The organism is Psychrobacter sp. UBA3483 (genome assembly GCF_002377905.1).
Lineage (GTDB): Bacteria > Pseudomonadota > Gammaproteobacteria > Pseudomonadales > Moraxellaceae > Psychrobacter.
Map to the genome: position 1 here is coordinate 1 of NZ_DFQS01000069.1, position 13,670 is coordinate 13,670.

A 13,670-nucleotide genomic window follows, 5' to 3' on the forward strand; every position below is an offset into this window, starting at 1 on the left:
TACTTTCTGATACACCACCAAATTTATTACTAAAACTGGTTGGATGCAGCGCAAACCAATTGATCAGACCTACTGGGGTGCCATCGGCGTTATTAAGACGCAACTGGGTCATGGTTTCATTGACATTACTATCAAAATCTTTAGCGTCTTTATTATTGTTATAGGCAAATTCTGAGCGATTGACTGTTGCACCCTTTAGCTCGCCTTGCGCCAAAGATAACGTCCCTGGCGTCAAGGTAGCGTGAGCGCGTTTAATTGAGGTGACAATACCATTGACGATAGCATTGAAGTTTTGGCTGCTATAGCCTGCTAGCGTGTCATCGGTACTGGCAATTTGATACAGCTGCTGATGTGAGTAGCCGGCGTTACTCACATAGGTATGCGTGGCGGTGAGCATGACATTGTCATCGTTATATAAGTCACCATAATCCGCTTTTAGACGTTTAATGACCTCAAGTTTTACCGCGGTAAACATAGCGCCCATATCTGCTGATACATAGACGACGCGTTTGCCCGCATTTTTATCCGCTTCGCCGATAATAAAAGCATAAGAGTACAAACGGTCGTTGATACCTTGTACCACCTACCCCGCCGCATAACCAAACATGCCAGTTTCGGCAGCAGCTCCGGTGATATCTGCCTTACCACTACCAACGAGATACTGACTTGTCGGCATTGTTCTCATAGACATAGCAGAAGCGCTACGATTTAACGTGACAGAGCTGTCCGCTGCGGCAGTAGCATTTTCACTAATCGTTGGCCCCAAATCGGACAAGGCTGCCACAGATTGTACGGATGCCGACTGTGTTGAAGCAGACTCCGTTGAATCCGTCTCACATGCCGTTAGGTTCAATACAGTGGTACAAATAGAGATGAGTAACATAAAAGGTCGTAATAGTGGAGGTGCGATAGAGGAAGTAGCCATTTGTTATCCTTAACATAGAGTAAAATCTTCAACTGAAGTATCTCAGTCTAAGATTAAATATCCCGCAACCTGTGATGCGCGCTTAATCAATGATAACTATTGATAACTACCAATGTACATCAATCCACGAAAACGGCTGCGAGTACATAAGTTGGCTATATCCATTTAACCAACCCACTCTCTAATATAACGATTAACAAACAAATGTAAAATATTTTATAGCAACCAAACCTTCAATTGCCCTTAAAAACCACTTTACTATGATTTTACTTTGAGCATACCTACTTAAATAAGATGGCTTAGATAAAACGACTTAAATAAAAAGTACTGAAGTCACATTTATCAACCATTATCTAAAGCTTAACTACATTTGCCAATCGAACGGCATTTGGTGATGACCACGCAGCGCCATCATTAGCGTTTGCTGCATTTGCGCCAACACTTCTTTGGTATAAGGAACGGCAGGAATGCCCCATACTGGATTTGGCCATTGCATGTCGTTTTGATAGCGGACGATATGATGAAAATGTAGCTGCGGTACTTGATTACCGAGGGCAGCGACATTCATTTTATCTGCTTGGAAAGTCTTAGCAAGTTGGCTTGATAACCAGCTCGACTCACGCAAAAACTGCGCTTGGTCTGCCTCAGATAGCTCGTACAATTCTTTGATACCTGATACCCGCGGTACCAATATTAACCATGGAAACTGACAATCATTGATTAAACGACAGGTTGATAATGGGAAATCACCCACTAAAAAACTGTCGGCTGCAAGTTTATGATGAAGTTGGAACATAATGACGGTTCTCTTGTTATGACGCTCAAATAAATGGAATTAAAATACCAAAAAGCAGAACTGAATTTACTAAACTATAATACGCTTAAAGCATTATGCTTAAAGAAACAGCAGGCTAAATATAAGATGCCGCTATTTTATCAGTTATCCAAGCGATAAAATAGCGCCGTGACTGATTGTCTTAGCGTATGGCATTTGCTGTACTTAAACGATTTCGTAAATGTGCTTGGTTTAGCGATATAAACAAACAAAGCTAGGCAGACTCTGTCACTGTATGCTCGCTAAAATAGCGCAATAGGTCTTGAATGACGCTGACACGCTGCTGCGGTGTTGCCAGCTTATTGCTATCTTGATAGCGTATACCAGATGCACCGTTCATACGATAGTGCTGACCGTCTTTTTGAATCAGCTGAATAATCGCTAAGGCGTCGACCGGCGTATCAGGCGCAAATTCTAGTGTTAGGCTGCTGCTATTGGCATCAATCTTATTAATCTTGAGCGGTTCAGCTTGTATACGCAGTCCATGAACGGCAAATAATTGCTTAGTCTGGTCGGGTAATGTCCCAAAACGGTCAATCATTTCGGTACGAATATCGGTCAAGGCTTCTTTATCATCAGCATTACTAATACGTTTGTAAAACAATAAGCGCTGATGCACATCGTGCAAATATTCTTCTGGTATTAGCGCCGAGCTGTGCAAATTGATTTCACTGGTCAGCGACAATGGCGTGCTTAAATCTGGCTCTTTACCGGCTTTAATCGCCTTCGTTGCGCGCTCAAGCATATCCATATATAAGCTAAAGCCAATCGCTTGCATGTTACCACTTTGCTGTTTACCAAGGATTTCACCCGCGCCGCGAATCTCCAAGTCTTCACTTGCCAGCATAAAGCCTGCGCCCAACGTATTGGCGCGTTCAATCGCATGCAGACGGCGCTTGGCATCGCCTTTAAGCCCTTTGATAGAAGGTACTAGCAAGTAGCAATACGCCTGATGATGACTCCGGCCGACGCGACCGCGCAGCTGATGCAATTGCGCCAAACCAAACTTATCTGCGCGCTCGATGATAATGGTATTGGCATTGGGAACATCGATACCGGTTTCGATAATGGTCGAGCAGACTAGCACGTTGAACTTTTTATGATAAAACTGCTGCATGACTTGTTCAAGTTGGCGCTCTTGCATTTGCCCATGAGCCACCCCTACTCGTGCTTCAGGCACCAGTTCACGTACGGTTTCTGCCATGCGCTCAATACTTGCCACATCATTATGCAATAGATAAACCTGTCCGCCGCGTAGTAGCTCACGCAAGATGGCTTCTTTTAATAAGGCATCAGTCTTTTGCATAACAAAAGTCTTAATCGCCAGACGACGTGCAGGCGGGGTGGCAATAATCGACATATCACGCATACCTGATAGCGCCATATTAAGCGTCCTAGGGATTGGCGTCGCCGTCATCGACATACTGTCTACATCGGTCTGAATCGCCTTGATACGCTCTTTATGACGCACCCCAAAGCGATGTTCTTCATCGACAATCATCAAACCGAGATTAGAGAACTTCACATCAGGTTGCAGAAGTTTATGCGTGCCAATGACGATATCAACCTTACCCGCTGCCAAATCAGCCAATACCGTCTCTTGATGTTTTTTACCACCAAAGCGTGACAGGGTTTCGATACGTACCGGCCAATCAGCAAAACGGTCGCGGAAATTGTCTTCATGTTGACCGGCGAGCAAGGTTGTCGGCACCAACACCGCCACTTGATAACCGGCACTCACTGCAATGAACGCCGCACGCATAGCGACTTCTGTTTTACCAAAACCAACATCGCCGCAAATAAGACGATCCATCGGCTGATTCTGCCGCATGTCTTCCATAACTGCATGGATGGCATTGGCTTGATCAGGCGTTTCTTCAAAAGCAAATTGACTGGCAAATAGCTCATACTGTGATGGGTCGATTTTAAAATGAATACCGACTTTCGCTTCGCGCCGTGCTTGCATATTAAGCAGCTCGGCCGCCACGTCATGGATTTGCTCAAGCGCTTTTTGCTTGGCTTTATCCCATTTACCGCTGCCAATTTTATGTAATGGCGCAAGTGCAGGATCTCCGCCGCTATAGCGATTAATCATTTGTAAATTCGCAACCGGCACATAGATACTGGCGTCATCAGCGTACTTTAAGTGAATAAACTCTTGCTCACCATCGCCGACATCGAGTGTAATCAGACCATTGTAACGCCCAATACCATGCTCGATATGCACCACTGGGCTGCCTTCGGTTATCTCGGTGACACTTTTAACCAAAAACTCTTCTGACACCCCGCTTTGTCGGCGTCGGCGCGTTTGCAGCACTTGCCGGCCAAATAATTGCGTCTCGCTAATCACCACCAAGCGCTCAGGGACATAAACCCCGCGCTCAATGGGCGCGATGGTCAATCCGACTTGCGGTAATTTATTACTATTATTCTTCGATTTGTCCGCTGCTAAAAAAGCCTCAAAGCTATCGTAGGCTTTGATATCAATTTTGCCTTTAAACAGTTCAATCAAAATCTCACGCCGACCCGCTGTTTCTGCCACAATTAATACAGGTGTTGCTGTTTGTTCTTGTAGCGCTAAAAATGCTAACAGTTCGGTAAGGGGCTCAGCTTTTTGGTGGTTCACTGCCAGTTGCGGCGGCTCTTGCGCGCTTAACGTCACTAGCCCCTGTTTTTTTGGCGTCAGTGATAGCTGCTTAGGGGCTAAGGTTGCGTCATCGTTATCAATGCTATCAGTCGCAGCGATATCGATCATGGTCGCAAGCTTATTACGCGCACTGAGTATCACTCGCGGGTAATGATTAAGATGTTCATTTAGACTATTTGATAGTAGATACAACCATTCAGGTGCGACGATGGGCTTGTCAATATCATGACGCCGCTCTTCATATCGGCGCTGAATTTGTGACCAATAATCTGCCTGTTTTTCGTTAATCAGCTCATCGGTGATAAACAGCGCATCGCTTGGTAAGTAGGAAAACAAACTACTCTCTGCCTGCCAATCCTTTAAATCAAAAAACAGTGGCTGATAATACTCAAGTCCGCTACTAGCGATACCTGCCATCACATCTTTATGCAGCTCAGATTTGCGGCTACTGGCATTGGGGAACATGGCGGCAAAGTTGGTGCGGAACGTCTCCCGTCCTTCATCGAGCGGAAACTCTTTGGCTGGTAGTATTTGAAATTGCTTAATGGGCTTTGAGATATCTGGCAGTTTATGCAGCAGCGATAGCGACTCTTTGCCCATGCTGCTATCGTTGCCACTCATCATGGTTTTGAGGTCATCAACGGTCAATGTGCGTTGGGTCTGCGGATTAAAAAAGCGAATGGTCTCAATTTCATCGTCGAATAAATCTAGGCGTAGCGGAAATGGCTGACCCATGGCAAAGATATCAATGATACTACCACGTACGGCAAATTCGCCCGGCTCAAAAACGTTCTCAACCGCGCGATAACCCGCCTTTGCCAATAGTTCGCGCTGAGTATTGATATCGAATCGATCACCGACACTCAAATCAAAATGCTGTCCTATCAACCAGCTTGGCGGTGCGACACGGTGCATTAATGCTTGTACCGATATCAGTAGCACGCCTGAGGTTGGCATATCAGTCAATAGATTGATGCGCTCGCTCACAATGTCTTGATGCGGAGACAGCTCGTCATAGGTCAGCGTTTCCCAATCGGGAAACACATAAGCATCGACGCCGCAAAATGCCAGCTCCGTCTCTATCTGGTTAAGCTGATTTTGGTCACGCGTCACCACGATCTTTAGACGATCGGCCACATCCCATAGCGGCGTTTGTACCAGACTTGCCAGCCACAAACTACTGACTGCTCCATGCACAGGCGCCAGCCAGCGCCGCTCGGTATTCTGGATAGGAAATAACTGCTGGTTAATAGGGTCAAAGGCGTCGGTCAAAGCAGTGATAGACATAAAGGATAGGGTCAACGTTAAGAGTCAGAAAGCTATTATACGAATATTTGCGCAATTACCAAAATTTATGCCGTAACGGTTTGTCACTTAGCCTTGTTATGAAAAAATCAAAATCTAAACAATTGATAAAACGCATATTCATCTATAAAGACAAGCTACTTAAATGTAAAAACCTCAACGATTAAGCTGAGGTCTCGGAGTTATAACCATTAAGCTACTGTTAAAGTATAAGCTGTTTTTAAATCAATGGTTTTTCGCTCGCGATAATGCCGTTATTGTCGGCATAAACAAACATACCTGAGTTTAACGTTAAATCACCAAAGCGGATTTCAATGTCAGTTTGGCCTTCATCACGGCGATTTGATTTGCGCGGGATGCAACCAAGCGCCATGACGCCGATATCCATTTGTGCCATATCATCTACATCACGCACGCAGCCATATACCACCACCCCTGCCCAGCCATTGTCAATCGCTGATTGCGCAATCATATCGCCGAGCAACGCGCAACGCATTGAACCACCACCGTCAACGACCAAGACTTTACCATTGCCGTCTTTATCTTTGCCATCGCTATTCAATAAGGATTTTACGCGGCTATTGTCTTCAAAGCATTTTACCGTCACGATTTCACCACAAAATCTGTCTTTACCGCCAAAGCTATAAAACGATTTGCCTTCGATATTGGGCAGGCATACCTGCGACTCAGGATTGGCATCTAATAAATCACAAGTGACAAAGTTGTCTTTATTCATTGTGGTTGTTTCTGCTGTATCTGACATCGTGACGCTCCTTGTTAAGTTAAATAGTTGAATTATCTATCATGAAATCTGAGTTTTTATTAATTTATGCTTAGGCTATTTTTTGACTTTGGTCATTGCTAGTAGCTGTTTATTTTCGATAATTTCCGTGTCTGTAATGGTAGGCTCACTACGATATTTATTACGCTGATACACCTCATGCGCACTCATCGCCATCGCACTGGCAACGCGCTTGGCAGAAATAGGATGCAAGGATAATGACTCGGGGACGATTGGCGAGATCAGTTTAAAGGCTTTTTGACCAAAGCTTTCAAGTGGGCGGCCTTTATGCTTGCCAAGTAATAATGATGGCCGAAAAATCACCAACTGGGTAAAACCTAGCGCCATAATAGACTGCTCTGTTTCCGCTTTGACCCGATTGTATAAAAAACGGCTGTCGATATCGGCATTCATTGAAGACAATAAAAAGAAGTTTTCTACGCCTTTCGCACGGCATAATGTGGCAAAATTGACATTATAGTCGTGGTCAACTTTTCGAAACGCTTCATCACTACCTGCTTGTTTTTTGGTGGTACCAAGGCAGCTAAAGGCATCGGTCTTACTATCTGCGCCGACGCTGGCAAATATTTCAGCCAAGTTATCAAAATCATTGACCTGATAAAAGCGCATGCTGGCATTGATGTAGCGAGGCGGCCGCCGTGCAATCACAATCAACGTGTCATAAAGCTCACTAAGCTGCTTAACAAGATGCTGTCCGACCAACCCTGTTGCGCCAATTACAATTGCTTTTCGCTGCATAGCCTATCCGTTTATATCATGTTGGGGTGTTTGTAATGCTAAAAATGATGTCTTATAGAAATTGTTTGCTTTGGTATCATACCTAAATTAACAGCTCCCTAGCGCTATTCTACACAATTTATTGTAAAAGATTTTATCAACGCCTAGGTTTATTGGAATAATACAGACTTTTAAGTTTAACTTTTGTTAGATAATTCACTTGTTAGGGCGATAAATCCTTTAATTAAACCTTTAAGTTCGGCTAGCATAACTTCTTTTAGCATTAATCATCAAATATATTGTTCTAAGCGCAATAATTTGCTAAGATAACCGGCTTTACACGTCAACGCTGTTTAATTATTCCAAACAGTTCTGGCGCGAGCGATGCTCTATTACTATTAGGTACTTTAATAACAGATAAGTGCCCTCATAATAGACATCGACATCATGTTTGGCGAGAGGCTGCTCGTCACCGATGATTGTTAAACCCATTATTATTGCAATCAACATTCATATTTTTATCTGTCTTTATCAAGGAGATACGCGTGGCTAATACTGCACAAGCTCGTAAACGCGCCCGTCAAAACACCAAACGTCGTCAGAACTCTGCGTCACAACGCTCTATGGTTCGTACTTATCTAAAACGTGTTGATGCGGCTATCGCTGCTAAAGATTATGACGCGGCTACCGAAGCTTACAAAAAAGCGGTACCGGTTCTTGATCGTATGGCTGACAAAGGTATTATTCATAAGAATAAAGCTGCTCGTCGTAAGAGCCGCCTAAACAAAACCATCAAAGGCTTACAAGCTTAAGATTGGTTGCGTTTAGACCGCATCGCACTTGATAGTGTGATGACCAAAACCTTGCTACTGGTTTTCATACTGGAGCAAGGTTTTTTTATGCCTATTTAAAAGTTAACCATTACTATTTTAAAAATATTATAAGGCTAATTAAATACTTCAAGAATAAGGTCTATGTCCATTTTACCTCTGGTGGCAATAGCAATTTGCTTGGATGAAAACCAGCGGCACGGTAGCATTTTAGTAAATCACTGATCGGACGGATATATACTTGCCCGCGCCAAACGAAATAGGCATTAGCCTGCTCAAAAGGCTTATCATCAAACCACAAAAACACCCCTTCCATCATCTTTGGCCAATCATTCCAATCAATCTCAACCACGTCTAGCATCACTGCTAAAAACGCTGATAGTAACGTATCATGACTGACGGCGAGCATTAAATGCCCATGTTGCGGCTGATTCTGATAAAAAAGCGATAAAAGATCGAGCCCACCTTGATAAGCGTTTTTCGTGCCCTCAAGATTGCCTTGTAAAAAGCGATTGATAAAATTGAGCACGCCAATTTCTTTAAAAATTGGGTTGGCAATCTCAGGTTCAGTTACCAGACTACCCGGTTCAACCAGTAGCGATTGATGGGCAATATCACGTCGTAGTCCCGCCCCTTCTTGCATCAGCTGCGCGGTATCAATACAGCGACCAATTGGGCTTGAGATACTATCAACATCAAGCGAATACGGCAGATGTTCTGCTAACCAGCGCCCCCAAGACTTTGCTAATACACGGCCCTTGGGCGTTAGTGGTAATTGGTAACTGGCAAACCCATTACCATCAGAGCGCTCACGTAAAGAATGTCTGGTAAATAAAATCAGTCTTTTATCTACTGGCAACAAACCGACCGAAGACATCATACTGTCAGGTAAATGAGAAGGTGCAGGTACGCTTGGCCGGAGGCTAGTAGGCTTTTCAATCGGCGTCGATAGTCCCGATGGGATATTATTAGGTAATTTACTCATGATAGTAAGCGTAGCAGATTTATTGATGAGAATGAACAAAATATAAGCTCAGTTGCACTATAGCTTATTCAGCTATATATCGATATAAGCGCTTGGTTAACAGGATTTAGCCAATATCCACCACTTTGTTCCAAACAAACGCCAATTCGGTACTGCTCACCTCATTAGGATAAGCACGCGGATTGACTATCACCCGCGTTTTATTAATTTGATAATCAAAGGCTTCATGAGTATGGCCATGTACCCATAGCACAGGTGCCCAATCTTCATGCATCCAGCTCGATAAATCACTGACAAAGGCGGCATTACTCGGCAAGTTGGCAAATTTCTCAGACACCGATAACGGGCTAATACTATGATGACTCATGACCACCGTTTTTTTACCCAATGCTTGCGCCGTTATCAGCGCTTGCTGTAGCCACTGACGATGCTCAGTATGGATTTGTATCGATACTTCAGGAGAGAACAGCTCGCCACCCGCATAAATCTGCTTGTAATCGCGCATAAAACGCCTAGCTGCTGCCATCGTATCGGCATCGGCTTGATATTGATAGTCCGTCCATAACGTACAACCCAGAATCCGCACTTCACCAATATCCATATACTGACACTGTAAAAAGCGCACGCCCTGCTCTAGTTCATTATTATAATTATCCCAAGTGGCTAGCTTTTTATCAAAATGCAGCACATCTTCGCCGAAGTATTCATGATTGCCCGCGATAGTAATCAAAGGTACTTGCAAATGCGCTGCCTGCTCTTGTAGCCATGCCATACCATCATCACTATTGGCAGTATCTCCCGCTACGAGCAGCACGTCTGCATCCGTTTTAGGGATGCGCCCTAGTGGATACGACTGCCGCGCATAACTGTCAATATGTAAGTCACTTAAAATCTGTAATTTCATAGGTTTTACTATTATCCAATCAGACTATTTGCAAAAGTCAGCTTTTTCCTCAGCTTACGATTAGCGTAAATTTAACCAGTGTAGCAGCTTTTTAATAATGGGCAAAAAGTAAAAAAGACAGCGAATTAGGCTGTCTTTTTTATTGTATGGTGAATCTATAGCACTAGATACTATTAATTATCAATTGTAATTTGGCCAAAGGATCAACAGCTTGGGTGATTGAGCGACCAATCACCAAATAATCAGAACCATCTGCTAACGCTTGCTTCGGTGTACAGATGCGTTTTTGATCATCAGCATTGTCGTCTAGCAGACGAATACCAGGGGTGACCAGCTTAAAATCCTGCCCACATAATGCTTTAAGCGTTTTGGCCTCTTGTGCTGAGCATACCACCCCATCAAGGCCCGCTTGCTTGGTCAGTTGTGCCAAACGGCTTACTTGGGCATCTAGACCATCAGTGATACCTGTTTGCGTCAGTGCCTGATTATCCATAGAAGTCAGCACAGTAACAGCGATTAGCAGGGTTTCAAAATTACCGTCTGACAAGCGCTGCTTGGCTAACGACATGGCCTCAAGGCCCGCGCTTGCATGCACATTGACCATCCATACACCAAGCTCGGCTGCTGCGAGTACCGCTTGTGCCGTGGTATTAGGAATGTCGTGAAATTTTAAGTCCAAAAACACGTCAAAATCACGCTGATGTAGTGCTTTAACAATGTCAGGGCCACAGCGGGTAAACAGCTCTTTGCCGACTTTTAAGCGACATAATGCTGGGTCTAATTGGTCAGCTAGCGCTAAGGAGGCATCTTCAGTCATATTATCCAGTGCAACGACGACTGGAGAATGGATGATGTTATTCATAGTTGTGCCACGTTCTATCAGTTTATTAAATGATTATATAAACGTCTCAATATAAGAATGCTTAGTGTGCACTCAATGCTCACGCTTTTGCTTGGTTAAAGTAGCACCATCGTCTATATCAATAACGCTGTCATCTTGTACATTGGTCGCTGTCGCGCCGTAAACCGCTTCTTGTACCGATGGTGCGTTTGCCTGACGGTCAATGACGATATTAGCCTGCGTCACTTGCTCTTGCAGATTGGCATTTAGCTTTTGTAGCCGTGAGATTTCCCACTTATTTTGTAGCACGCGGAAGATAAGCAGCGCGAGTAGCATGCCAATCACAATGCCTAGTATTAAGCACAGAATCAGTAATAAGCCCAAATTCATCGTCGGTGCTTGAGAAAAAAGTAGATTCACCCCAACTTCAGTATTATTGGCCAATACCAACCCTAACGAATAGGCAAAACTTAGAAACAGTAAAATCAGCAGTAAAATGCGCATCAAAAATATCCTTTTATGTTGAATCGTATGAACCGTTTAACAAAGAACGCGGACATTCTGACGGCTCTGCTTTATTAACCGTTCGCTACCTTAGCATTGACAGCTTCACGTAGCGCTTTGCCCGGCTTAAAGTGTGGAATGGCTTTCGCAGGTACTGGAACGCTTTCGCCTGTTTTAGGGTTGCGTCCCATACGGGCACGGCGATGATGAAGACAGAAACTACCAAAGCCACGCACCTCTACTCGGCCATCATTGGCTAAGGTATCGGTCATCAAATTTAATATTTCGCGTACTGCATCATCGACGACAGTGTCTGTCATGTTGTCACAATTCGCACTCAGATTACTAATAAATTCGGACTTGTTAATTGCTTGCTGCATTATCACATGGACCTTATTGATTAATGGATAAGATGATGATGAAGTACATTAAACAATTGAGGACTGTTTAATTTTACGTTCATATCTCGTTACTCAATGTTGCAAATGATAGCGGATATTGGTCTAAATAGGAATAAGAGTTTGCCCTTTTACAGCAAATCCTTCTTCATTTACCGCCTACTCAAATTTAATCATAAAAAAAAGCGACCGGAGTCGCTTTCTTTTTATAGTATAACTATATCAACAAACTACCGCTTACTGCATTTGTTCTTTGATCAAGTCACCAATGGTTTTTGGCTGTGCATCAGAACCGGCGGCAGCAGTCGTACCAGTGCTTCCCAGTTCTTTAATCGCTTGACGCTCTTCAGCTTCGTCTTTTGCTTTGATTGACAAGTTGATGTTACGAGTTTTACGATCAACACTGATGATTTTCGCTTCAACATCATCACCAACAGATAGATGCTTGGTTGCATCTTCAACGCGGTCACGTTGAATCTCAGAGGCACGTAAGTAAGCTTCTACTTCATCAGCAAGCTCAATAGTAGCGCCTTTAGCATCTACTTCTTTTACTTTACCATTAACGATAGCACCGCGGTCATTGTTGACTAGGTATTCGTTGAATGGATCAGAGCTTAATTGTTTGATGCCTAAGCTGATACGGTTGGCTTCTGAATCTACAGACAATACCATTGCTTCAACGGTGTCGCCTTTATTGTAGTTACGGATAGCTTCTTCGCCAGTTTCGTTCCAAGAGATATCAGATAGATGAACCAGACCATCAATACCACCGTCTAGACCGATAAAGATACCGAAGTCAGTGATTGATTTGATCGTACCAGTAATTTTATCACCGCGCTCATGTTTCTTATCAAACTCATCCCATGGGTTAGCAAGAGTTTGTTTGATACCTAAGCTGATACGGCGACGCTCTTCGTCGATGTCCAGAATCATCACTTCAACTTCGTCACCCACTTGTACAACTTTTGATGGGTGGATGTTTTTGTTAGTATGATCCATTTCTGATACGTGTACTAGACCTTCGATACCTTCAGAGATTTCAGCGAAACAACCATAATCAGTTAGGTTGGTGACGCGTGCTTTAACCACACTACCTACTGGGTAAGTGCCGCCAACGTTATCCCAAGGATCAGTACCAAGTTGTTTTAGACCCAAGCTTACGCGATTACGCTCACGGTCAAACTTCAATACTTTAACTTTTAGATCTTGACCAACTTCAACCACCTCAGATGGGTGCTTGATACGGCGCCATGCCATGTCAGTGATGTGTAATAGACCATCAATACCACCAAGATCAACGAATGCACCGTAATCAGTTAGGTTCTTCACGATACCTTCGATCTCGATACCTTCTTCAAGCTTGTTCAATAGCTCTTCACGCTCAGCTGAGTTTTCAGCTTCCATAACAGCGCGGCGACTAACTACCACGTTGTTACGTTTTTGATCAAGTTTGATAACTTTAAATTCTAGCTCTTTGCCTTCTAGATGCGTGGTATCACGAATCGGACGGACGTCTACCAATGAACCTGGTAGGAACGCGCGAACTGAACCGATATCAACGGTAAAGCCGCCTTTTACTTTGCTAGAAATAATACCTTTAACGATCTCATCGTTGTCAGAGATTTTCTCAAGGAAATTCCAAGTCTCAACGCGTTTGGCTTTTTCGCGTGACAGTAAGGTTTGACCCATACCGTTATCAACCGCTTCAACCACGACGTCGACTGTGTCGCCAACTTCAACTTCAAGTTCGCCTTCTTCGCTTAAAAACTCTTCACGAGCGACGATACCTTCAGATTTAAGACCAGTATCTACTGTGATCCAATCGCTATCGATGGCTACAACAGTACCAGTGATAACCGAGCCACGCTCGATATCAAGACCTGTTTCTTCGATGCTCGCTTCAAATAGTTCAGCAAATGATTCCATTATGTCTACCTTTGTATAGCCGTATCCTGTCCAGCACAGTACGGATCAAAT

The 13,670-nt window shown here is 43.8% G+C and carries 13 protein-coding genes; 1 reads left to right on the top strand and 12 read right to left on the bottom strand.

Annotated elements, in window-relative coordinates:
- The 6 genes from B2866_RS12310 to B2866_RS12335 all read right to left on the bottom strand — a co-directional run.
- On the bottom strand, positions 1 to 583 hold a 583-nt coding region (locus tag B2866_RS12310), incomplete at its 3' end, for a neutral/alkaline non-lysosomal ceramidase N-terminal domain-containing protein (protein WP_296194733.1).
- Positions 584 to 925, bottom strand: a complete 342-nt coding sequence (locus tag B2866_RS12315) for a hypothetical protein (protein WP_286796553.1) — start codon at positions 923 to 925, stop codon at positions 584 to 586.
- 364 nt (positions 926 to 1,289) lie between these two features.
- A complete protein-coding gene (locus B2866_RS12320; RefSeq protein ID WP_144296506.1) occupies positions 1,290 to 1,721 on the bottom strand; it encodes an HIT domain-containing protein in 432 nt (143 codons plus the stop codon).
- A gap of 253 nt (positions 1,722 to 1,974) precedes the next feature.
- The gene (gene mfd, locus B2866_RS12325) at positions 1,975 to 5,694 is read right to left on the bottom strand and encodes a transcription-repair coupling factor (RefSeq protein ID WP_296194743.1); all 3,720 of its coding nucleotides are present in this window, start codon (positions 5,692 to 5,694) and stop codon (positions 1,975 to 1,977) included.
- Between the two features lie 238 nt (positions 5,695 to 5,932).
- Complete coding sequence (gene rraA, locus B2866_RS12330) at positions 5,933 to 6,475, bottom strand: ribonuclease E activity regulator RraA (RefSeq protein ID WP_082894266.1); 543 nt, start codon at positions 6,473 to 6,475, stop codon at positions 5,933 to 5,935.
- Between the two features lie 75 nt (positions 6,476 to 6,550).
- Positions 6,551 to 7,252: an NAD-dependent epimerase/dehydratase family protein gene (locus B2866_RS12335; RefSeq protein WP_068404498.1), complete on the bottom strand. Its 702-nt coding sequence runs from the start codon at positions 7,250 to 7,252 to the stop codon at positions 6,551 to 6,553.
- Between the two features lie 524 nt (positions 7,253 to 7,776).
- Between B2866_RS12335 and rpsT the strand changes: the two genes are divergently transcribed.
- Positions 7,777 to 8,043: a 30S ribosomal protein S20 gene (gene rpsT / locus B2866_RS12340; RefSeq protein ID WP_010200097.1), complete on the top strand. Its 267-nt coding sequence runs from the start codon at positions 7,777 to 7,779 to the stop codon at positions 8,041 to 8,043.
- Between the two features lie 160 nt (positions 8,044 to 8,203).
- Here the strand turns inward: rpsT and B2866_RS12345 are convergent, their stop codons facing one another.
- From B2866_RS12345 to rpsA, 6 genes are all read right to left on the bottom strand, one after another.
- Positions 8,204 to 9,046, bottom strand: a complete 843-nt coding sequence (locus B2866_RS12345; protein WP_296194747.1) for a histidine phosphatase family protein — start codon at positions 9,044 to 9,046, stop codon at positions 8,204 to 8,206.
- A 106-nt stretch (positions 9,047 to 9,152) separates the two neighbouring features.
- Positions 9,153 to 9,950 (bottom strand): metallophosphoesterase, encoded by a 798-nt coding sequence (locus B2866_RS12350; RefSeq protein WP_200662462.1) that lies wholly within the window; start codon positions 9,948 to 9,950, stop codon positions 9,153 to 9,155.
- A gap of 163 nt (positions 9,951 to 10,113) precedes the next feature.
- Complete coding sequence (gene pyrF, locus B2866_RS12355; RefSeq protein ID WP_296194754.1) at positions 10,114 to 10,812, bottom strand: orotidine-5'-phosphate decarboxylase; 699 nt, start codon at positions 10,810 to 10,812, stop codon at positions 10,114 to 10,116.
- A 72-nt stretch (positions 10,813 to 10,884) separates the two neighbouring features.
- Positions 10,885 to 11,295 carry a lipopolysaccharide assembly protein LapA domain-containing protein gene (locus tag B2866_RS12360; RefSeq protein ID WP_296194757.1) on the bottom strand — a complete coding sequence of 137 codons (411 nt, stop codon included), beginning with the start codon at positions 11,293 to 11,295 and terminating at the stop codon, positions 10,885 to 10,887.
- A gap of 74 nt (positions 11,296 to 11,369) precedes the next feature.
- Positions 11,370 to 11,675 (bottom strand): integration host factor subunit beta, encoded by a 306-nt coding sequence (locus tag B2866_RS12365; RefSeq protein WP_068404507.1) that lies wholly within the window; start codon positions 11,673 to 11,675, stop codon positions 11,370 to 11,372.
- 255 nt (positions 11,676 to 11,930) lie between these two features.
- Positions 11,931 to 13,619 carry a 30S ribosomal protein S1 gene (rpsA, locus tag B2866_RS12370; RefSeq protein WP_068404509.1) on the bottom strand — a complete coding sequence of 563 codons (1,689 nt, stop codon included), beginning with the start codon at positions 13,617 to 13,619 and terminating at the stop codon, positions 11,931 to 11,933.
- Positions 13,620 to 13,670: the final 51 nt, after the last annotated feature.

Coding starts and splice junctions, on each gene's coding strand:
- B2866_RS12315 (WP_286796553.1), bottom strand. CDS start 925: ATGGCTACTTCCTCTATCGCACCTCCACTATTACGACCTTTTATGTTA.
- B2866_RS12320 (WP_144296506.1), bottom strand. CDS start 1,721: ATGTTCCAACTTCATCATAAACTTGCAGCCGACAGTTTTTTAGTGGGT.
- mfd (WP_296194743.1), bottom strand. CDS start 5,694: ATGTCTATCACTGCTTTGACCGACGCCTTTGACCCTATTAACCAGCAG.
- rraA (WP_082894266.1), bottom strand. CDS start 6,475: ATGTCAGATACAGCAGAAACAACCACAATGAATAAAGACAACTTTGTC.
- B2866_RS12335 (WP_068404498.1), bottom strand. CDS start 7,252: ATGCAGCGAAAAGCAATTGTAATTGGCGCAACAGGGTTGGTCGGACAG.
- B2866_RS12345 (WP_296194747.1), bottom strand. CDS start 9,046: ATGAGTAAATTACCTAATAATATCCCATCGGGACTATCGACGCCGATT.
- B2866_RS12350 (WP_200662462.1), bottom strand. CDS start 9,950: ATGAAATTACAGATTTTAAGTGACTTACATATTGACAGTTATGCGCGG.
- pyrF (WP_296194754.1), bottom strand. CDS start 10,812: ATGAATAACATCATCCATTCTCCAGTCGTCGTTGCACTGGATAATATG.
- B2866_RS12360 (WP_296194757.1), bottom strand. CDS start 11,295: ATGCGCATTTTACTGCTGATTTTACTGTTTCTAAGTTTTGCCTATTCG.
- B2866_RS12365 (WP_068404507.1), bottom strand. CDS start 11,675: ATGCAGCAAGCAATTAACAAGTCCGAATTTATTAGTAATCTGAGTGCG.
- rpsA (WP_068404509.1), bottom strand. CDS start 13,619: ATGGAATCATTTGCTGAACTATTTGAAGCGAGCATCGAAGAAACAGGT.